Source organism: Arcobacter roscoffensis (assembly GCF_024267655.1).
Classification (GTDB): Bacteria; Campylobacterota; Campylobacteria; order Campylobacterales; family Arcobacteraceae; genus Arcobacter_B; species Arcobacter_B roscoffensis.
Genome location: NZ_CP100595.1, coordinates 2,100,320 through 2,121,811 on the forward strand (window position 1 = coordinate 2,100,320; position 21,492 = coordinate 2,121,811).

The 21,492-nt window shown below is 28.2% G+C and carries 17 protein-coding genes; 5 read left to right on the forward strand and 12 right to left on the reverse strand.

What is annotated here, in order from left to right:
- Window positions 1–19: 19 nt before the first annotated feature.
- Window positions 20–2,284, reverse strand: coding sequence for a glutamine--tRNA ligase/YqeY domain fusion protein (locus NJU99_RS09915; RefSeq protein WP_254575762.1), 2,265 nt, complete (start codon window positions 2,282–2,284; stop codon window positions 20–22).
- 152 nt (window positions 2,285–2,436) lie between these two features.
- Between NJU99_RS09915 and NJU99_RS09920 the strand changes: the two genes are divergently transcribed.
- The gene (locus NJU99_RS09920; RefSeq protein ID WP_254575763.1) at window positions 2,437–4,161 is read left to right on the forward strand and encodes an ABC-F family ATP-binding cassette domain-containing protein; all 1,725 of its coding nucleotides are present in this window, start codon (window positions 2,437–2,439) and stop codon (window positions 4,159–4,161) included.
- Between the two features lie 224 nt (window positions 4,162–4,385).
- Window positions 4,386–5,348 carry a sensor histidine kinase gene (locus NJU99_RS09925; RefSeq protein ID WP_254575764.1) on the forward strand — a complete coding sequence of 321 codons (963 nt, stop codon included), beginning with the start codon at window positions 4,386–4,388 and terminating at the stop codon, window positions 5,346–5,348.
- Here the strand turns inward: NJU99_RS09925 and NJU99_RS09930 are convergent.
- From NJU99_RS09930 to NJU99_RS09975, 10 genes are all read right to left on the reverse strand, one after another.
- A complete protein-coding gene (locus NJU99_RS09930; protein WP_254575765.1) occupies window positions 5,345–5,566 on the reverse strand; it encodes a hypothetical protein in 222 nt (73 codons plus the stop codon). The two genes, NJU99_RS09925 and NJU99_RS09930, sit on opposite strands and share 4 nt — an antisense overlap.
- 46 nt (window positions 5,567–5,612) lie before the next feature.
- Entirely contained in the window at window positions 5,613–7,529 is a 1,917-nt protein-coding gene (locus NJU99_RS09935) for a sensor histidine kinase (protein WP_254575766.1), read from the reverse strand.
- Window positions 7,530–7,676: 147 nt separating this feature from the next.
- Window positions 7,677–8,186, reverse strand: coding sequence for a hypothetical protein (locus NJU99_RS09940; protein WP_254575767.1), 510 nt, complete (start codon window positions 8,184–8,186; stop codon window positions 7,677–7,679).
- A 41-nt stretch (window positions 8,187–8,227) separates the two neighbouring features.
- Window positions 8,228–11,086, reverse strand: a complete 2,859-nt coding sequence (locus NJU99_RS09945) for a type I restriction endonuclease subunit R (protein ID WP_254575768.1) — start codon at window positions 11,084–11,086, stop codon at window positions 8,228–8,230.
- Window positions 11,087–11,098: 12 nt separating this feature from the next.
- Window positions 11,099–12,487: an FRG domain-containing protein gene (locus NJU99_RS09950; RefSeq protein ID WP_254575769.1), complete on the reverse strand. Its 1,389-nt coding sequence runs from the start codon at window positions 12,485–12,487 to the stop codon at window positions 11,099–11,101.
- The gene (locus NJU99_RS09955; protein ID WP_254575770.1) at window positions 12,484–13,761 is read right to left on the reverse strand and encodes a restriction endonuclease subunit S; all 1,278 of its coding nucleotides are present in this window, start codon (window positions 13,759–13,761) and stop codon (window positions 12,484–12,486) included. The genes NJU99_RS09950 and NJU99_RS09955 overlap by 4 nt, the downstream gene beginning before the upstream one ends.
- The gene (locus NJU99_RS09960; RefSeq protein ID WP_254575771.1) at window positions 13,754–15,361 is read right to left on the reverse strand and encodes a type I restriction-modification system subunit M; all 1,608 of its coding nucleotides are present in this window, start codon (window positions 15,359–15,361) and stop codon (window positions 13,754–13,756) included. The genes NJU99_RS09955 and NJU99_RS09960 overlap by 8 nt, the downstream gene beginning before the upstream one ends.
- A gap of 224 nt (window positions 15,362–15,585) precedes the next feature.
- On the reverse strand, window positions 15,586–15,735 hold the full coding sequence (locus NJU99_RS09965) for a hypothetical protein (protein WP_254575772.1): 150 nt from the start codon (window positions 15,733–15,735) through the stop codon (window positions 15,586–15,588).
- 351 nt (window positions 15,736–16,086) lie between these two features.
- Window positions 16,087–16,503 carry a hypothetical protein gene (locus NJU99_RS09970; RefSeq protein ID WP_254575773.1) on the reverse strand — a complete coding sequence of 139 codons (417 nt, stop codon included), beginning with the start codon at window positions 16,501–16,503 and terminating at the stop codon, window positions 16,087–16,089.
- A gap of 71 nt (window positions 16,504–16,574) precedes the next feature.
- A complete protein-coding gene (locus NJU99_RS09975) occupies window positions 16,575–17,342 on the reverse strand; it encodes a TIGR02757 family protein (RefSeq protein WP_254575774.1) in 768 nt (255 codons plus the stop codon).
- A 59-nt stretch (window positions 17,343–17,401) separates the two neighbouring features.
- Between NJU99_RS09975 and NJU99_RS09980 the strand changes: the two genes are divergently transcribed.
- From NJU99_RS09980 to NJU99_RS09990, 3 genes are all read left to right on the forward strand, one after another.
- Window positions 17,402–17,983, forward strand: a complete 582-nt coding sequence (locus tag NJU99_RS09980; RefSeq protein ID WP_254575775.1) for a nitroreductase family protein — start codon at window positions 17,402–17,404, stop codon at window positions 17,981–17,983.
- An 89-nt stretch (window positions 17,984–18,072) separates the two neighbouring features.
- The gene (locus tag NJU99_RS09985) at window positions 18,073–18,855 is read left to right on the forward strand and encodes a substrate-binding periplasmic protein (RefSeq protein WP_254575776.1); all 783 of its coding nucleotides are present in this window, start codon (window positions 18,073–18,075) and stop codon (window positions 18,853–18,855) included.
- A 63-nt stretch (window positions 18,856–18,918) separates the two neighbouring features.
- Complete coding sequence (locus tag NJU99_RS09990) at window positions 18,919–19,740, forward strand: SDR family NAD(P)-dependent oxidoreductase (protein WP_254575777.1); 822 nt, start codon at window positions 18,919–18,921, stop codon at window positions 19,738–19,740.
- Window positions 19,741–19,759: 19 nt separating this feature from the next.
- On the opposite strand, the gene NJU99_RS09995 is transcribed toward NJU99_RS09990, so the two are convergent.
- Window positions 19,760–21,466 (reverse strand): Na+/H+ antiporter NhaC family protein, encoded by a 1,707-nt coding sequence (locus tag NJU99_RS09995; protein WP_346731808.1) that lies wholly within the window; start codon window positions 21,464–21,466, stop codon window positions 19,760–19,762.
- Window positions 21,467–21,492 lie beyond the last annotated feature (26 nt).

Consider the following 21,492-nt stretch of genomic DNA (forward strand, 5'->3'; position numbering starts at 1 on the left):
CCGTGATAGTAATATTACCTTATTTTAAAGCTTCTGCTACTAATTTATTTACAATCTGAGGATTTGCTTTTCCACCTGTAGCTTTTAAAACTTGCCCTACAAAGAAGCCTAAAAGTTTATTATTTCCTGCTTTGAATTTTTCTACATTATCAGGATTTTTTGAAATCACCTCATCAATTATAGGAGAAATTACAGCTGGGTCACTTATTTGAACTAAACCTTTTTCTTCTACTATTTGTTTTGGTTCTTTTCCTGTTTTTGCCATTTCTTCAAATATTTGTTTTGCAATTTTTGAAGAAATAGTTTTATCATCAAGCATAGCCACTAAAGAGGCTACTTGTTTTTCATTAAACTTTATTTCAGCTGTGTCTTGTTCTTTTAGAACTCTTGCTACTTCTGTTACTACTATATTTGCTAAACTAACTTTACTATTTTTTATGTTTTCTAAAGCTTTTTCATAAAATGAAGAAAGAGATTCATCTCTTGCTAAAGTATTTGAAACAGCATCGTTTAAACCATAGTTTTTAGTATACTTTTCATAAAGTGCTTTTTGTGCATCAGTCATAGGAGCTTCAACACCGTCAATTTGCACTTTTTTTTCTTGAGCTTTTGGTGTAGCTTTTTCTTGTGGTTTTGCTTTTTGAGTTTTCTTACCCCAAGAGTCTTTTAATCCTACGATTTTATTAAATACTGGATTTTCTTCACAATAATCAACAGGGTCAGCATAGAAATAACCTTGTCTTTCAAACTGGAATCTTTCATCAGGTTTTTCAGTAATCACAGCAGGTTCTATCAAAGCATCTTTTATAATCTTAAGTGAAGTGGGATTTAAATCATCTAAGCTTTCAGGTGCTTCATTTTTATAAAGTCTATCATAAAGTCTTACTTCAACTTTTTTAGCCTCTTTTGCACTAACCCATTGAATAGCACTTTTTACTTTTATTCCACTTGTATCACTTCCACTTTTTGAGTCAGCGTAATATTGGGCTTTAATTTCAGTGATATTACCTTCATTATCTTTTACTACTTCTTTACAAGCAATAATATATCCATGTCTTAATCTTACAGGCTGTTCAGGTGTTAATCTATAAAACCCTTTTGGAGGATTTTCACTAAAATCTTCTCTTTCTATATAAAGTTCACCACTAAAAGGTATCTTTCTTGTACCTTCTTTTGGTACATCATGAGGATAATATGAAGCTTCAAGCTCTTCACTTCCTTCATAGTTTTCAATAGTTACTTTTAAAGGATCAAGTACAGCCATAACTCTTGGAACTTTTGTATTTAAATCATCTCTAATTGAGTACTCTAACTGAGCTACATCAACCATAGAATTTGCTTTTGCAATACCTATTTGATCACAGAAGTTTAAAATAGACTCTTTTGTATACCCTCTTCTTTTATATCCAGCAATTGTAGGCATTCTAGGATCATCCCAACCACTAACATAATTTCCATCAACTAACTCTAAAAGCTTTCTTTTACTCATAACTGTATAGTTTATACCAAGTCTTGCAAACTCATGTTGATATGGTCTTGGAGGAGTTAACTCTAAAGTGTCTAAAACCCAATTATAAATATCTCTATTATTTTCAAACTCTAAAGTACAAATAGAGTGAGTTACACCTTCGATGTAATCAGATAAACAATGAGCAAAATCATACATAGGATAAATACACCACTTATCACCTGTTCTAAAATGATGTGCATGTCTAATTCTATATAGAAGTGGGTCTCTAAGCTTCATATTTGCTGCACCCATATCAATCTTTGCTCTTAACACATGTTCTCCATCTTTGAACTCACCATTTTTCATTTTCTCAAAAAGGTCTAAATTTTCTTCTATGGTTCTATTTGCATATTCGCTTCTTTTACCAGCTTGTGTAACAGTACCTCTGAACTCTCTCATTTGTTCTTCATCCACACTATCTACATATGCTTTACCCATTTTAATAAGCTGTACTGCGTACTCATATATTTTTTGGAAATAATCAGATGTAAAATATACACTTTTCCCCCAATCAAAACCAAGCCACTGTACAGCATCTTTTAATGCTTCTACATACTTTGTGTCTTCTTTTGTAGGGTTTGTATCATCCATTCTTAGATTACAATGACCATCGTAATCACTTGCAATACCAAAATTTATACAGATTGATTTAGCATGTCCTATATGAGGGAAACCATTTGGTTCAGGAGGAAATCTTGTAACTACCTCTTTATATTTACCAGCTTTTAAGTCCTCTTCTACTTTAACACGTAAAAAATCTTTATTCTCACTCATTATTATTAAACCTTTTGAAACTTTTATAAGGCGGATATTTTATCAAATTAGTGCTTATATCATCTTTTCAAGACAATTTATATTTGATTTATATGTATCTAACTGTCTATATCATATAATCCTTTTCTTAAAAAACTGCAAAAAAGAGAATTATGATTGAATTAATAAATATATCAAAAAGCTATCCAACTGGGGAACTATATAATGATTTAAACCTTAGAGTAAACCAAGGGAATAAAATAGGATTAGTAGGAAGAAATGGTACTGGAAAATCAACACTTTTTAAACTAATATTAGGTGAAGAACCACAAGATACAGGAGAGATTAAATTTCCAAAAGCTTATAGAATTGGTGCTTTAAAACAGTATTTTGATTTTACTGAGAAAAAACTAATAGATGAAACAGCACTTGCTTTAAATGAAGATGATAAATATGATATTTACAAAGCTGAAAAAATGTTATTTGGTCTTGGATTTAGTGAAGAAGACTTAGAAAAAGACCCAAAATCTTTCTCAGGTGGTTATCAAATAAGAATAAACCTAGCAAAACTACTGCTTACTGAGCCAAATATGCTTTTACTAGATGAGCCTACTAACTACTTAGATATTTTATCAATTAGATGGTTAAAAGCCTTTTTAAAGTCTTTTCAAGGGGAAGTTATTTTAATCACGCACGATAGAGAGTTTATGGATAGCGTGTGTACTCATACACTTGGAATAATAAGAAGAAGTGCTTTTATGGTTCAAGGTGGTACTAGAAAGTTTTATGAGCAAATCCTAGCAAATGAAGAACACCACGAAAAACAAAAAATAGCACAAGAAAAAAAGATAAAAGATTTAGAAGAGTTTATCGCTAAAAACAAAGCAAGAGCAGCAACAGCAACACTTGCCCAATCAAAAGTAAAAATACTAGAAAAAATGGAAATCCTAGAAGATATAGACTATGATGCCAACCTAAACTTTGACTTCAACTATAAAGATACAGCAGCTAAGTTTTTACTTGAAGTAGAAGACTTAAGCTTTGGATATACATCTGATAATATACTATTTAAAAATATCAACTTTGCCCTTTCAAAAGGTGAGACTATAGGTATCATAGGGAAAAATGGTAAGGGTAAATCTACGCTATTAAATACAATAGCAAAAGAACTTGAAGCTTTAAGTGGAAATGTAAAATACCACCCTTCATGTGAATATGGACACTTTGGACAAACAAATATTTCACATTTAAACAAAGACAACACTATCATGGATGAAATTTATAGTGTAAATCATAAACTTCCAGAAGCAGTTATTAGAAGTATATGTGGTCTTATGATGTTTAGTGGAGATAATGCAAAAAAGAAAATCTCACTTCTTTCAGGTGGTGAAAAATCAAGAGTAATGCTTGGAAAAATCATCGCACAAGATGTAAACTTACTTTTCCTAGATGAGCCTACAAACCACTTAGATATAGACTCTATTGATGCACTTACAACAGCTATCAAAGCTTTTGAGGGTTCTTGTATGATTGTAACGCACTCAGAAGAGTTACTAAGAGCTGTTTGTGATAGACTTATCATCTTTACAAATGATGGCGCTGATTACTTCAATGGAACATACGATGAGTTCTTAGAAAAAGGTGGTTGGGATGATGGTCAAGATGAACCAAAGAAAAAAGCAGTAAAACCTAAAAGAAATAAAAAAGAGATTAGAAAACTAAGATCAATTATCGTAGCTGAAAAAAGTAAAGCTACAAAACCACTAAAACTTGAAATAGAAGAGATTGAAGCTTTAGAGGGAGTTGAAAAACAGAAAAAACAAGCAAGATTAGCAGAACTTCAAAATGAACTTGAAAAACTAAATGCCGAGTTTGAAAAAAGAATGGATGAAGTTTAATAAAAAAAGACTGGCAAATAGCTGGTCTTTTTTTGTTTATTAAGCTGCTAAACTTATAAAGTTTTCTTATATATAAAAATAACACTATAATATTATTGTTTTATTATAAAAATTCTTCAATTATTTATCTACAAATATCTCATATTTTACATAATTTTCTTTTGAAACGATTCTTTTTAACTATTTATTGATTATAATGATAACAATAATAACAAAGGATTAAGTTGGAATTCTTATCTTCTAGATTTAAAATAATTTTTGCATATGCTTTATTTGGTTCATTATGGATCTTTTATTCAGATAAACTGGTATCTATTTTAGTAAATGATATTAAAACATTAAACACAATTCAATCATATAAAGGTTGGTTTTTTATTTTTATTACGTCTTTACTACTTTTATATTTAATAAAACATTTTGAAAAGCAAAGAAATAAAATAGAAAAAAAACTAAGAGAGAAAGACTTACTACTTATACAACAATCAAAAATGGCCACAATGGGAGAAATGATTGATAATATTGCACACCAATGGAAGCAACCTTTAAATAATATTTCAACTTGTTCAACAGGAGTAAAGCTACAAAAAGAGTTAGATATTCTTTCCAATGAAAACTTAATAAAAGAAATGACAAATATCCATGACTCAGTAAAATACCTATCAGAAACAATAGATGATTTCAGAGATTTTTTTAATACAGATAAAACAAAAAAAGAATTTTCTTTAGAAAAATGTATTGATAAAGTTTTTTTACTTGTAACTTCAAAACTTAAAAATAGAAATATTCAGATAATAAAAAACATACAAGAAGATAAGATTGTAGCTGTAGAAAATGAGATAGTTCAAGTGATTATAAATATAATAAATAATGCCATAGATGCTTTAGATAATTCTATGTATGAAAACAGATATATTTTTGTAGATACACAAAGTAAAGACAATCAAATCTATATTTCAATAAAAGATAATGCACAAGGTATAAATGAAAATATAATAGAAAAAATATTTGAATCTAGATTTACCACAAAAAAAGAAGGAAAAGGTACAGGTATAGGACTTTATATGAGTAAAGTTATCATCAATTCATACAATGGTACAATTGAAGCTAAAAACTGTAAGTTTGAATATAAAAACAAAGAGTATGTTGGTGCAAAATTTGAGGTTTGTATTCCAATTGAGTCTAATTAATTTCTATTATATTCAACTCTATTTCTTCCTTTTTCTTTTGCTTCATATAAAGCTTTATCAGCACGTGCAATAAGTTCATCTATATTTTCATCTGTCCAAGTAAGATTTAAATCAATTGCTTTAGGATACTGAATATCTTGTTTACGTATTTTACTAGTAAACTCCTCTAAGGGTCGTCCTAAATATTTTTTTATGAAATAATATATGATAAACCACAATGCAATTGTTTTGATAATAGAATTAACTAAGATTAAAAATATAAAGTTATGTATGAAGTGGTAAATCTATCTGAAAAACAGCACCTTTAAATAGTATGTTGTTATAGTTAAAAGAAGTATTATATACTTCTACTTTACCATTCATATTTTTCACGATTATCTCTCTACTCATATAAAGTCCTATACCCGTACCTTGACTTTGATGTTTTGTGGTAAAGTAAGGTTCAAAGACTCTATCTATAATATCTTCAGGAATTCCTCCTGCGTTGTCTTTAACTTGAATTTTGATTGAATTATCTTCTTTAAATACAGATAAGAAAACTATTTTTTCAAAGTTTTTATCTTTTTTAATAAGCTCATCTTTTGCATTGTTTAGAAGATTTATTATTACTTGGATAAGCTCATTTTTATATGAGTTTATTTCATAGTCTTCACTATTTTTGATGATTTCTATTTCTTTATTATGAAATGAAGTTTTTACCAAAGATATAGCATTATCAAAAGACTCTTGTACAGAAAACTGGCTTTTTTCTTTATCTGTTCTAAAAAAGTTTCTAAAGTCATCTATTGTATTTGATAAATATTGCACTGTATTATTAATATTATCAAGTCCATCATATAAATCTTTATCATCGATGATATTTAACTCTTTTTGAAGTTTTAAACCAGTAGATACAGTAGAGATAGTTGATAGAGGTTGTCTCCATTGATGGGCGATATTTCCTATCATCTCACCCATAGCTGCCATCTTTGATTGTTGAGAAAGTAAAGTATGTTGTCTTGTGTTTTCTAAGGCTTTTTCTTCAATAGCTTTTTTATATCTTAAAAATCTTTTTTGTAAAATCTTTGATAAATAAGTAGAGATTAAAAGTAATAACACAGTTACTAAAAGTGTAACTTCCAAAGTATTTAAAAGATAGTTTTCAAATTGATTTTCTAACTGTATTTTTCTTTTTTTTATAGAACTTTTGATTTCATCTTCATAAAAGCCTGTACCTATCATCCATTGCCACTCATTTAAGCCTTTTACATAACTTGTTTTTGTGATAGGCTCATCAATACCTGGTTTTTTATTTTGAATATAAGAATAGTACCCTTCCCCATTTTTAGAAATATCTATTAGCTCTTCAATAACTTTTTTTATATCTACTGTATCATTGTTTGCAACTGCATTTTGATTTATAAAGTTTTTTCGAATATGACTTAAATATATAGAATCATAGTTTATGATAAAGATATAACCACTATTCCCATATCTAATCTCTCTAATATGATTTAAAACTCTTTCTTGCATCTGTTTTTCAAAATCCTGCACATACTCACCAGTACCTATAAACCAATCAAATGGCTCAAAGTTTCTAACTAAACCTAGCTTTTTTCTTTGTTTATCAGGATTTTTTGGATTGTACCAGTACCATTCGTAAAAGGCTTTATCTTTTTTACTAAGTAGTGAAGTCATATCTTTTATGATGTATGAACCTTTTGCATCTTGATGTTCCCAAAAATCTTTGCCTTCAAGTTCAGGATTGTGGGGAAGAAGGATATTTTTCCCAGTGTTTTCATATACAAAATAGTAACCCCTACCATCTAAAAAACGAATATTTCTTAAAGCATCAATTATCAGCTTTTTTATTGTTTGTATATCTTTATCTTTATTTTGGTTATAGATTGTAGAAGCTATGGCATAGGCATTGTCAACCGCTTCATTTAGTGAAGATTTTAGTTCATATTCAGTTTGTTCTTGTTCTCTTTTTATAAAGTCATAAACTTCTGAAACTCTTTGTTTTATAAGTTCTTTATTTTTCTGTGAATAGTCAGTTTGTATTTTGTTTTTTTCGTTTTCAAAACTTGTTTTGGTTTTTGTGTATTGGATTAGTAAAAATATAGTCGTTACAATAATAATAAAAACTGTTGGTGCGAATTTTATTATTTTTAATAGTTTTTTTTCATCTTCAAATATCATTTATGCCCTTAATGTCATCATGATTATAACATATTAAAGTTATAAGTTGACTACACTTATAACTCTTTGGGGTATATGGGTTTTTATAGATTTGTAAAATAGTGATACTTCAAACATTTCTTTTTGTTTTGAAAAATCATACAATTTCTAACTTTTTTTATTTAGTATACTTTGTAATCCACTTGGAACATTTTTGTTATGTTCTTTTTGTAAAGGAAGATGCTTTAACCTAAACCTTTTATCCCAGTTTTTTGCAACACCACTTAAGTTTCTAAATGGACTTGAAATATAAATACTTTTTATATCTCTTTTAGAAACATTAAAGGTATTAACAAAATCTTCTAATTCGTTTACTTCTAATTCTTTAAAAAACTTTGAATAAATAGTTTGTTCCTTGATAGTTCCAGCATGATAATCTTTTTTACTAAAAGCTTTTCTTATTTCATCAAATGTTGACTTTGAGTTATCATCAATATTTCTATTTAAAATACTAAAAACTCTATGATTAACTTTTTTATTTAATTTTTGTACAACATCACTTTTATCAAGACTTATCAATAACTGATATAATTTATATCTATTACTATCTTCTTTTTTCCAATCATTCAATGTTGTCAATGGTATATCTAAATATTTACTAGTTTCTGTCTGTGTCATTTGATACCCCTTTTATTGATCTGTAACTTCACTTTAACATTCTAATTTACACCATCCATAAATACTTCAATAAAATCTTTTATCTTATTTTTAAGTCTCTCTACTATTCTTTTTCTTTCACGATAAGAAGGTTTTTTTTCTAAAAGATTTATTATCTCGGTACTTCTTGGTTCATCTTTTTTGATTGCATAGGTTCCAATAAGCTTATTAAATCCCTCTTTATTTAGATGTTCTTTTTCACATAGAACATTTATAGCTTTTTGCTGTTCATCATCCCAATAATTCATAAATGCTTCTTCAAGGTTATCATCTTCACCAAGTTGTATTAAATGTTCATCAATAAATTTTTCAATTAACTCTTTTTTACTTCTTAATTTAGACTCTCCTAACATCATTTTTACTACAGCTTCTTTTTGTTTATGATAATCTTCTGCTGTTCCTTTTTTCATTTTTGCTAAAAGTTCTAATATATAAGCTACATTTATTTCATCTTTATGTAAAAGTTCAAGTTCAAAATCTACCTCATCTAATATAGATTCTTTTTCATTCTCTTGATTTCTTTTTACTTTATCTTTTAAATCAAGATATTTACCGATATAGTCTTCAAATTCTTGTTCACTCATCCCTAAATCTTCCCATGAAAAATCAGAAAAATTTGACATAGTATTTTTAAGTCTTAATATCTCTCTAAATGCCTTAATAAACTTTAATTCATCCTTTTCATCTTTTAGTTCATCCACACTTACAACTGTAGGAGCTATCACTTTTAAAATTTCTAATGCATCTTTAAACTTCAGTAGATACTCTTCATAAGTATCTAAAAACACATCTTGCATATTTACGGTTTCATTTGCTTTTTCATCATTAAAAAGTGCTATTGCTTCATCTGTATTAGCCTTTAAGTTTCTAAAACAAACTATATTACCTTGGGATTTTTGTTCATTGTCAATTCTATTTGTTCTACTAAAAGCTTGAATCAGTCCATGATAATTTAGGTTCTTATCTACATATAAAGTATTTAGCTTTTTACTATCAAAACCAGTTAAAAACATATTTACTACTATAAGAATATCTATATTTGTATTTTTAACTTTTTTTGATATATCGTTATAGTATGTATAATAACTTTGCGTATCTTTTAATGAATGATTTGTATCAAACTGTTTATTAAAATTTTCTATAAAAGATTCTAACTTAGACTTATAAGTTTTATCTATTTTTGATTCTTGTATCTCTAGTTTTTCCTCTTCTATAAGTCCAAATGATTCTTTTGGTTCCTCATTCTGTCCATAAGAAAAAATAGTTGCTATATTTAAATTATGTTCTTGATTTTCTTTTTTTTGTTTAAATAATTCATAGTATTTTATAGCAGCATCAACACTTCCCACACAAAACATAGCAGTAAAGTTTCTATGATGTGTTTTTCGTCCATGTATACCTACGATATAGTCTGTAATTTTACCTATTCTATCATCAGATTCCATAGCCTCTTTTTTATCTATTTTAGATACGTCAATATCTATTTTTGTTTTTGAGTCTTCTTTTTGTTTATATTTTCCTATATATTCAACTGAAAACTTTAATACATTTTCATCTTTTATAGCATCTTTGATGACATAAGTATGAAGTCTTTTACCAAAAAGGTCTTTTGTAGTTCTCTTCCCTTTTTCATTTTTAACGGCATTATCTTCAAAAATAGGTGTTCCTGTAAATCCAAACATTTGATTGTTTTGAAAAAACTCTTTTATTTTATCATGAGTATCTCCAAATTGGCTTCTATGACACTCATCAAATATAAATACAACTTTCTCATTTTGTAGATACTCAATAGCTTCTTTAAACTTATCTTTTGATATAGCATTGTTAAGTTTTTGTATCGTTGTAACTATCAGTTTTGTATCTTCTGTATTTGATGTAAGTTGTTCTATAAGTTTAGATGTATTATCAGTACTATCAACACTTCCTTTTCTGAAACTATTAAATTCCTGTGCTGTTTGATAATCTAAATCTTTTCTATCTACTACAAAAAGTACTTTTTTTACATCAGAATTTTCTTTTATAATTTGTGATGCTTTAAAAGAGGTAAGAGTTTTACCACTTCCAGTAGTATGCCAAATGTATCCACCATCAACCGAATCTTTAACTTGCTTTACAATATTTTCAACAGCATAATACTGATAAGGTCTTAATATCATAAGCTTTTTTTCTGTCTCATTAACAACAATATATTGACCAATCATAGTAGATACGTGACAAGGTTCTAAAAACTCTTTTGTAAAATCTTTTAAATCTGATATAGAATTGTTTTTCTCATCTGTCCAAAAAAATGTTTGTTTAAATGTTTGATCAGGGTCATTTGCAAAATATTTTGTATTTACCCTATTACTTATGACAAATAACTGTACATATTGAAAAAGTCCATGACTAGCCCAAAAACTATCTTTTTGATATCTATTGATTTGGTTAAATGCCTCTTTTAGTGCTACTCCACTTCTTTTAAGCTCTATTTGTACAAGTGGTAAACCATTTATCAAAATAGTTACATCATATCTATTAGTATAAGTTCCCTCTATAGTTACTTGATTTGTAACTTGATACTCATTTTCACACCATTTTTCCATATTGAAAAATCGTATTCTTTTTGTCGTTCCATCATCTCTTTTTAGAGGGAACCAATCTCTTAATATTTCAGCTCTTTTTACTATAGCACCATCATTTAAAAAGTTTAATATTCTTCTAAATTCAGATTGAGATAGTTCTATATTATTATGTCTTTCAAGTTGCTTTTTTAAATTTTTCAATAATTCATCTTCATTTTTTATTGATACTCTTCTATATCCTAAACCTTCAAGATCTCTGATAAGCTCTTTTTCCATAAAGTATTCTGATTGTTTAGCCACTTTCAATCCTTTTTAATCTTCATATTTATGAACTAAATAGTTACTCATTCCACCTAGCTCTGGGTAAACTGAACCACCATGTATATTCATCACTTCTAAATCATCAAGTAAAGACTTCTTAACATCATAATCTATTACTAAATACTTAGATACAAAACTCTCCACATCTTTATTTTCTTTTGAATGTTTAATCTCTTCAGTGCCTTCTACTTTATCAATACCTACAAAAATAAAATCTCCACTTTGATTATCTATTCTTTTATTTTTAGCAATACCTCTAATAAAATGATTTTTATTTAAAAACTCTTTTCCTTCTGTTCTAATTGAACTAATATTTTGCTTTACAATGTCTGTCAAATCTTTTACTCTTTTATCATCAGGGTTTAAAAAAATATGTTGAAGGTTCTCTTCAAAGATATAAACCAAGCCATCCTCTTCTGCTCGAGCTAAATTGTTACAAGCAAAATATAAAGCAATCAAAGGATTTCGAGTAACATCTAATAGTCTTGTAGGTAGTCCATAGTGTTGCATAGTAATAAGTCTTTCATAATCAGTATGATCATTCTTAAAGTCATTTGGTTTTAGTGCTAAAATCTTATGAAAAAGATCATTTTCATTATTTAAAAGGTTTTTAGTTCTTGCAATACTAGGTCTTAGCATCCAATTAGAATAAGCCTGCCCCCTAAAATAGAGTTTATTTTTTTCTACATTACTTTTACCTAAATTTTCAAGTGCATATCTCAATTCCTCTTTGTCATCATTATCAGAAAAATGAAATACAAAGTCCATATTGTGTTCAAAGTTTTTATTAAGCCATAAATTATTTATTCTATTTTTTAATTTATCATTTATTTTATTATTAAATTCATTTAGAAATTCTCTATGATTACTAAAACTACCGAACTTATTAAACCCATCAAAATAAAATGCTTTATCCTCTTCTATGTAGTACTTTAAACATGAAAATATAAAATTAGTTTTTTGATTCTTTAGAAGTTTTTTATAATGTTCTTTATTTTCTTTTTGTTCTTCTTCATCTATTGACTGATAAGCTTCATCTAATATTCTAAAAAGAATATACTCTTTTAAATATTCAGAGTGTTTATTAAAACCTATAATATATTTTGATATATTTGTAAAGTCTAACTCATTTCTAAGAGAACTCTTTTTTATACTAAAAGAACCATCATTTAGAAATATTTGTTTTCCTCTATCATTTATATCGTCTTTTAATTCATTAAAAATCTCATAATATTTAAACTCAACGCCTTCCATTCTTTTAAAATACTCTTGTGTCCAATAAAAATATTTTTTATCTTTGATAATTTTATTTATAAATAGTTCAAAATCTTCTTGGGCAATATTTGTTAATTCTGATTCTTCTATTTTCATAATTGTCATACAAACATCCTTTGTAATAATCCTTTTTTAAACTCTTTTGTTTGTTCTAGTATATTTTGATTATTTTCCATTTTTTTATCTATTAACGATAAAAAATTTGCTATTTTTGATTGTTCATCAATATGAGGAATTAATAATTCCATCTTTTTAATAGATGGAAAGTTTACATAAATTTGAGTACCTCCTTGAGATAAAGAAAATACTCTTTTTCTAACTTTATTAGAATTTAATAAATGCCAAGCAAATAAAGGGTTAATAGTTTTTTTACAAATTAACCTTTCACTTCTTTGATTGTAAATATACTTATTATCTTCATCTATTAAGATTGATGAACCAATTATATCTCCTGTAGAAGTTTTGTCATTTAAGACCATAACTAAATCATTTTTATTTAATAGTTTAGTTTTGCTTTTTTCATTTAAATCAATCTTTTGTTGATTATCAATATATTTACCATCTTTTGTATAGTTTCCAATAGAGACAATATTATATTTCCCATTTTTATTTATATATTTTTCTAAAGAAGTACCTCCAAAATTATCAAATAAATCCAGAAATTTCATGCTTTTCCAGTTAGCAAATTTACTTCCATCATCTTTTTTAAATCTAATCTCTTGATTAAATATTTTTTGAATAGCACCTTTTTTGTATTCATTTAATAATTCATCCATATTAGATAATTGCTCTATTTTTTTATCTATACTTTCCAAAAATAATGCTATTTTTTCTTGCTCTTCTTTATCAGATGGAATATATAATTTAACTTTTGATAATCTTCCCATTGAAAGTCCTAATACTTTTGTTCCTTGTGCTTCTCTCATAATTTGCTTTCTTGCTTTCCATGACTGAAGCATATATCCCATAAAGCCAAGTGCAATATCAAGTTTTTCAGGTCTAGCTAAAAAAGTATGAAGTCCTGCAAGAAGCTTTTTAGAATCTAAATTAACTATCTCAATAGTTTTCCCAATATCTTTATAATCTTCTGAAGCATCTGCTATAATTAAATCCCCAATTTGACAATAACTTTCATCTTTTATTCTTGATGTATCAATATCACTATTTATATAGGGAACTTCCTCTTTTTCAATATCAAAAGTTGTTGAAAATTTTGTATGTATATCTCCATAGTGAATATTATATATCTCCCCTTTTTCATAATTTAATTTTTCTCTAGATAAAGAGTTTGTTGAATAAAAGTTATATATATCACCATAACTTTTTTCAATCCATTCATCATCAAAACCTTTAAACCTTTCTTGGGGGATATTACTCATCTTTTAACCTTATAAATGGTAAAGCAATCTCTAATTCATCACATAAGTCCTGCAGTATTTTATCTGTATCATTCATACTATTTTCATATTTTTCAATTTCTGCAGATACCTCTTCTAACTTTATTTCTTCCTCATCTTCAAATATATCAACATATCTTGGAATATTTAAATTATAATCATTTTTTCGTATTTCTTCTAATGAAGCTTTATAAGAATATTTATCTTTATTTTCTCTTGCTTTGTAAGTTGTGATTATCTCTTCTATAGCAGTATTAAGTAGCTTTTGTTTATTATTCTCTTTTTTGCAATTTTCTTCTTCATTTGCAGCATATATAAACATTATATCATTTGGGTTTTCCCTACATTTTTTAAGTACCATTATACTAGTAGGTATAGGTGTCCCAAAAAATATATTTGCTGGAAGTCCTATAATAGCATCAATATAATTCCTATCTTCTATCATATACTTTCGTATATGTGCTTCAGCATTACCTCTATAAAGTGCTCCATGGGGAAGTACTACCGCCATAGTTCCATTGTCTGCCAAATGATGTATCATATGTTGTACGAAGGCAAAGTCCGCTTTTGTTTTAGGTGCTAGTTTTCCATAATGTGAAAACCTATCATCACTTAAAAACAGCTCCCTTGCTGACCAATGAGCTGAAAATGGAGGATTAGCAACGATTGCCTCAAATTGCATATCTTTATGTTGTGGATGTTCTAAAGTATCTTCATTTTTTATATCAAAATCACGATAGTGTACACCATGAAGTATCATATTCATACGAGCAAGGTTATATGTTGTTCGTGTAAGTTCTTGTCCATAAAATTTAGGGTGTTGGTCTTTTGGTAATACTTTTGCAACTCTAAGCAAAAGTGAACCAGAACCACAAGTTGGGTCATAAATTGAAGCTATATTTTTTCTTTTACTTGTAACTAATTCAGCCAAAAGAGTAGAAACTTCTTGAGGAGTATAAAATTCACCTGCTGTTTTCCCTGCACCACTTGCAAACTTACCAATCAAATACTCATATGCATCACCCAAGACATCAGACTTTGTATCTTGAAGTTTAAAATCTATCTCATCAAGTTTTGCTAAAACTTTTGAAATAAGTTCATTCTTTTGTTTTTCACTTTTCCCAAGTTTTGAAGAAGTAAGGTCTAAATCCTCAAAAAGATTTTCATAGTCCTCTTGTGAACCTGTTCCCATTGTAGAAGACTCAATATTTTTTAAAATAGTTTCTAAATCATCTAAAATAAAATTTGATTCTTCTTTTGATTCATTATTACCTTTTTTTGCAATATTAGAAAAAAGTTCATTAGGCTTTAAAAAATACCCAAGCTCTTCAACCGTATCTTTTTGTAAGTCATTAAGTAGTTCTTCATAGTCCTCAAAAGACTCGTCAATATTTGCAAACTCAAAGTCATCCGCACCTAAAAGATCAGTATTTATAAAAATCTCAATTTTTTCTGATAAATATTTATAAAAAATAAACCCTAATATATAATCCTTATAATCATCTGCTGTCATTTTTCCTCTAAGGATATTTGCTATAGCCCAAAGTTTTTCTTCTAGTATTTTTTTTTGTTCTTCACTCATTATTTTCCAATCCAATACAATATAAAAAAGATTATATCTAATATTAACTTTGGTGCTTTTCTATAACTAATAAGGTTTTACCTATAAAAACACTACCTTATAAACTTTCTCTTAGTTTGAAACTGATTTTTGAACTATAATATATAATTTTAATGACTATGACTACTGGAATAAAACTCTAAGTAATCTTGATAATCTTATTTAATTACCTAAGTAAAATAAAATTATAGTTTACTCCTTCTACTATTTTTATTATCCTTAATTTCTAAAACTTGTTTAACATTGTTTTCAATATCTAATAATGTATCATCACAATTTAAATAATCAGATAACCTTGTTAATAAACTATCCATACGTTTATGTTCATCCTGCATATTATTTAGTACCTCTAACTTTTCAGTTAATAATTTATTTCTCAAAGTTTGAACATCTGCATTTAAAAGTTGATTTAAACCTAAAAAACTGTCTACTATTTCGGGGTTATTCCAGATTCCATATCAATCCATTTAGCTAACTCTTTCTTAGTTCACCAATATGAAATATCTTTTCTATATGTATATACATCCTTTTCTTTAATTTTATGTTTATGTTTTTCAGAGACTTTTTCTATTACAGTCTCTAACTAAATAGACATTGATTCTGGTAGTCCTATATTATCTATTTTGGTACATCTATCTTTTGCAAAATCTAAATATGGCTCTAAACTCATAGATTGTAATGACTTACTAAATATAATGAGTATTATATTTCTTATACTTCATATGCTCAAGTATTAGTGCTATATTAAATGCTAAAACATTTATATTGTAAAGATATTTATTTTTTATACCAAGAGGTACTTTGAGTATCATCTTATAATTACATATTATTAAATTTAATTGTTGAATATAGAATGTTATATTTTCATTCTTTCTTGAAGCTTCATGCATAACATGTTGAAATATTGCAAGTTCTAACATCTCAAACTTATTTTTCTCAATTGGTAATATATTCATGTCGATTAAAAAACTTTCATATCGTTGACGATCAGCTGTTTTATCTCTTTCAATATCAAAAATATCAGATGGCTGAAATACTCTTTTGTTAACCCCAAATATTCTCCAAAAGAATGAATTAAAACTTTTAGCATTTTTCTTTCTCATTTTAACTCCAAAACGTATATGAAGTGTACTTTTTTATTTTAATACAGTCATATATTCTCTATTTAAAAGAGTTATAGCATCTTTTCCTGACCAATCCGATAAAGCGCAAAATCATACTTTACAGGGTCACTTAAGTCAAACTCTTTTAGTTTTTCAGTTATTAGAAGTGCAGATTTTAAATCATAGGTTTTTCTATCAAGTAAACCTAGTTTTTGTGATACTTTAAAAGTGTGGGTATCTAGTGGTAGGATTAGGTCTTTTTTGTTTATTTTTTTCCATAGTCCCATATCAAGTTCATCTTTTCTTACCATCCATCGAAGGAACATATTCCATCTTTTGTATGGGGCATTTCCTATTTGTTTTATATTTCCTTGTTTATCTCTTTTAAAAGGACTTGATACTAAGAAGGTGAAGCCTTGGGATTTGTAGTTTGCTATTTGGTGGATTTTTGTGATTAGTGTATCTAAACCTTCTAGGATACTGTTCTCTTTTTTGTAGCCTTCATAAAAGATATTTTCCATACTATCTTCTTGTCTTAATTTTTTAAAAGTCTTGAAGATTGTTTTTACATCTTCACTATTTTGAAACCTATAGTAGTATCCATCTAGTGCTTTGTCTATTTGCTCTTCACTTTTATCAAGAAGTGAAAAATCAAGCGAATCCAAAAACTTCACTATCAATCTTGCATTTCCATATGCAAAAAGTGCACATAGAAGTATGATATATTCATCTTTGTATCTACTTGCCACTAAAAGGGGGTCTGGTTTATCATATGATAACTCACAGTTACTATTTCTACTACAAACTTCTTTATCTAAAAGCTCTTTTATATCTTGCATAATCCTACCTGTTTTTTTCATTTGGTATAATATCAAGAAATTAAAAAAAAGAGTTTAAAATGAATTATGATGAATTAAAGAGTTTAGTCACAAATGCAAGAACTACAAGAAGATTCAAAAAAGAATCAAAAGTTACAAATGAAGATTTAAGAGACCTACTAGATATTGCAAGACTTACATCCAGTGCTAAAAATATGCAACCTATAAAATACATCCTTGTTACAAAAAAAGAAGATGTTCTAAAACTAGCAAGAAGTGTTTCTTGGGCTAGCCATTTAGATGATTGGTCACAAAGTGAAGAAGAGCGACCAAGTGCTTTTATCTTGATGTTAAATGATCAAATGATAGATGGTTTTCCTATGTTTGATGCGGGAGCTTCATTTACAGCTATTTCTTTAGCGGCTAAATCAAAAGGCTTAGCTACAGCTCCTCTTGCATCTATAGATAAACATTTATGTCGAAATCTATTCGTAATTCCTGATAACCTAGATGTTATGATAGGTATAGCAATAGGAGTTGAAGATGAAAACATCAAATTAGTTGATACAACAAACTTTGATACAAACTACTATAGAGAAAAAAACGACACACATTGTGTACCAAAAAGAGCTTTAGAGCAGATAATCATGGGGGAGTATTAAAACTCCCATTATTTTTATATGTAAAATTTCCTTAAAATAAGGATTATAATTGTATTATTAAGTATATTTTAATAGCTAGGATTAGTATTATGAAATCTATTTTTTTATACATTTTTTTATTTGTTTTTTTCACGTACTCTTCAAGTGCAAATAGTTTTAGAATACTTACAAATGAAGAACCACCTACAAACTATTTAGATAAAAATAAAATTATTACAGGTATTACAGTTGATATAGTAAAAAAGCTTCAAGAAGAACTCAACCTAGAAAACAAAATCGAGCTTATGACTTGGGCAAGAGCTTATAACATAGCTCAAAACAATGCAAATATAGCTCTATTTACAGCAGGTAAAACATCTCATCGTATACAAGAAGGTTTTTATTTTATAGGGCCTGTTATTACTAAAAAGCATATTCTTTATTCAAAATTAAATAAAAATATCTCAATAAACTCTTCACTAGATATCAAATCAAAAGATTTAAAAATAGCTGCCATGAGAGGTGATTGGAGAGCTAAATATTTTAAAGATAAAGGTTTTGAGGTTTATGAAACTGCAAATCATGAACAGAATATAAAGAAACTAATGTTAGAAAGAGTTGATTTATGGACCTCATCAAATATAGAAGCAGCTTTCATAGCAAAAAAAGCAGGAATCAAAGTATCTTCTTTGAAAGCCTCATATGAATTCAAAGAAATCCCAAGCTATATAATGCTTTCAAAAGATACTTCAAAAGAAGATGTAAGAAGATGGCAAAAAGCTTTTTATGATTTACAAAAAACAGACTTCTTTGAAAAAATTGCAATAAAATGGAGTCTTATTTTAGATATAGATTTACAATACTCTAAATACAAAGGTTTCTATAAAAACTAATAATATTTTATTTTGATATAATGTGCTTTTTAAAATTGAATACTTTATAAGACAGGATACAAAATGCAAAATATTTTAATAACAGGCTGCTCCACAGGAATAGGACTTCAAACAGCCAAAACACTTAAAGACAATGGATACAAAGTCTATGCAAGTGCAAGACAAATAGAAGATGTAAATATGCTAAAAGCCTTAGGCTTTGAGGCACTTAAAATTGATGTTACAAAAAAAGAAGAAATCTCACAAGCCTTAGATTATATTTTAGACAAAGATAAAAAACTAGATGCAGTATTTAACAACGCAGGATATGGTCAACCAGGAGCAGTTGAAGATGTAAGCGTAGAGGCCTTAAAAGAACAGTTTGAAACAAACTTCTTTGGTCTTCATGAAGTGACACTTCAAACTATGAAGATTTTTAGATCTCAAGGTTACGGAAAAGTTATACAACACTCATCAGTATTAGGAATAATCTCTCTTAAATTTAGAGGTGCTTACAATGCTTCAAAATATGCTATTGAAGGTTTAGCTGATACTATGAGACAAGAAGTTATGGGAACTGATATTTTTATTTCATCTATAAATACAGGACCTGTTACTTCAAAGTTTAGAGAAAATGCCCTAAAAAAATTCAATAAAAACATTGATATAGAAAATAGTTCTTTCAAAGATACATATAAAAAAGAGTTAAAAGTAAGACTTGAAAATGAAAAAGACAACACTCCTTTTAATCTTCCAGCAACATCAGTAGCAAATGTGATTTTAGAAATCATGAAGTCAAATAATCCAAAGCCAAGATATTATGTAACAAAAGCTACATATATCTTAGGCTTCTTCAAAAGAGTTCTATCTACAAGACTTTTAGATAAGCTTTTAAATAGAATATAAAAGAAGAGTTTCTCTTCTTTTATTTTGTTATATAAGGTTTCCCATAAAATCTTATCACTAAGAACACTACAAGTAATCCAAGAGGCAGTAAATAGTATACAGGCACTCCAAATGCAGCTGGAATATATCCACATATAATAGCAACAGAACCTACAAATAAAGCATAAGGTAACTGCGTAGCGATGTGATCCATATGATTACAAGATGAAGCCATCGATGATAAAATAGATGTATCAGATATAGGAGAACAGTGATCTCCAAAAATAGCTCCCGTTAATACAGCTCCAACATTTAATACTATATAACTATGAAGTTCATTTCCTTCTAAACCTGTATGAATTCCAACAGCATTTGCTAAAGGAATTGTTAAAGGCATCAAAATTCCCATTGTTCCATAAGATGTTCCTGTTGAGAAAGATATAATAGAACCAAGTATAAAAATCACAGTTGGTAAAATAAATTGAGGTGTACTATCTGATAAAAGTGTTACAAGATACTGTGCAGTTCCTAGCTCTTTCATCACAGAAGATAAAGACCAAGCAAGGATTAAAATAACAGCTGTAATAACTAAAGCTTTTACACCATATACCCAAGTCTCAATTGCTTCATGCAGTGAGAAAATCTTTTGTTGTAAACCCATACCAATAGCAACAAGTGAAGCTAATAATGCAGCCTCAAAAATAACTATAGAAGCATCAGCAGCACCAAAAGCCTCTCTAATAGCAGCAAATGAATAAGGAGCAGCTTCTACAATCTTTAAAGCTTCACCTTCAAGTCCTGAAACACCATTTACATAAAATCCTACAATAGAAACTACAATAAGTACAGCAATAGGAATAATTGCATTAAAAATCGAATAAGTAACACCCTCTTTTGGCATCATAAAAGAGTTTTCTTGGTTCATTAAAGTACTGTCTGTTTTAGGGTTTGTTAATTCACCTTTTTCGTAAGCTCTTTTTGAAGCTTCATACATAGGACCAAAATCTCTAAGTGTAAAAGCTGTGAAGAAAACAAAGGCAAGCATTAAAATATTATAAAATCTATAAGGAAGAGTCTCAACAAAAACAGCAAAAGCATTTACCTCAGGCTGACCTATAGCAACATAGGCATCTTTAATAAGTGATAATTCATATCCAACCCAAGTAGAAATAAGTGCAAGTCCAGCAATAGGAGCAGCTGTTGAGTCAATAATAAATGCTAGTTTTTCTCTAGCAACTTTTAGCTTATCTGTAACAGGTCTCATAATAGGACCTACAACAAGTGAGTTTGCATAGTCATCAAAGAAGATGAAAAATCCCATCACCCAAGTATATAGTTGAGCAGTAGCAGGAGTTTTAGCACGTGCAGCAAGCTTAATAGCAATAGCTCTAGGACCACCCATTTTTGTAATAACTGCAATCATACCACCAATTGTTAGAACTTGAAGAACAATACCTGCATTCCATGAATCAGCAAGTGAACCAACCATTTTTGATGACATATCAACTAAAGCGTTAAAGAAAGTTGCGAAAATATTCGCTCCTGTAATATTTACCATAAAAGTTCCGGTAAATATACCCATAAATAAAGAAAAGATTACATTTCTTGTTACAAATGCTAATAATATAGCAACTAAAGGAGGAAGTAAGGTCATAGCTCCAAATGCAACAGAATTATCTTTTGTGTCAGCTAGTAAGGCTATAGGAAGAATAGCTACTAGTATAAAAGTTTTAAAAAAACTAGTCAAAATAATCCTTTAATAAAAAATCAAAG

Coding starts and splice junctions, on each gene's coding strand:
- NJU99_RS09915 (WP_254575762.1), bottom strand. CDS start 2,284: ATGAGTGAGAATAAAGATTTTTTACGTGTTAAAGTAGAAGAGGACTTA.
- NJU99_RS09920 (WP_254575763.1), top strand. CDS start 2,437: ATGATTGAATTAATAAATATATCAAAAAGCTATCCAACTGGGGAACTA.
- NJU99_RS09935 (WP_254575766.1), bottom strand. CDS start 7,529: ATGATATTTGAAGATGAAAAAAAACTATTAAAAATAATAAAATTCGCA.
- NJU99_RS09940 (WP_254575767.1), bottom strand. CDS start 8,186: ATGACACAGACAGAAACTAGTAAATATTTAGATATACCATTGACAACA.
- NJU99_RS09950 (WP_254575769.1), bottom strand. CDS start 12,487: ATGACAATTATGAAAATAGAAGAATCAGAATTAACAAATATTGCCCAA.
- NJU99_RS09955 (WP_254575770.1), bottom strand. CDS start 13,761: ATGAGTAATATCCCCCAAGAAAGGTTTAAAGGTTTTGATGATGAATGG.
- NJU99_RS09960 (WP_254575771.1), bottom strand. CDS start 15,361: ATGAGTGAAGAACAAAAAAAAATACTAGAAGAAAAACTTTGGGCTATA.
- NJU99_RS09965 (WP_254575772.1), bottom strand. CDS start 15,735: ATGCAGGATGAACATAAACGTATGGATAGTTTATTAACAAGGTTATCT.
- NJU99_RS09970 (WP_254575773.1), bottom strand. CDS start 16,503: ATGAGAAAGAAAAATGCTAAAAGTTTTAATTCATTCTTTTGGAGAATA.
- NJU99_RS09975 (WP_254575774.1), bottom strand. CDS start 17,342: ATGCAAGATATAAAAGAGCTTTTAGATAAAGAAGTTTGTAGTAGAAAT.
- NJU99_RS09980 (WP_254575775.1), top strand. CDS start 17,402: ATGAATTATGATGAATTAAAGAGTTTAGTCACAAATGCAAGAACTACA.
- NJU99_RS09985 (WP_254575776.1), top strand. CDS start 18,073: ATGAAATCTATTTTTTTATACATTTTTTTATTTGTTTTTTTCACGTAC.
- NJU99_RS09990 (WP_254575777.1), top strand. CDS start 18,919: ATGCAAAATATTTTAATAACAGGCTGCTCCACAGGAATAGGACTTCAA.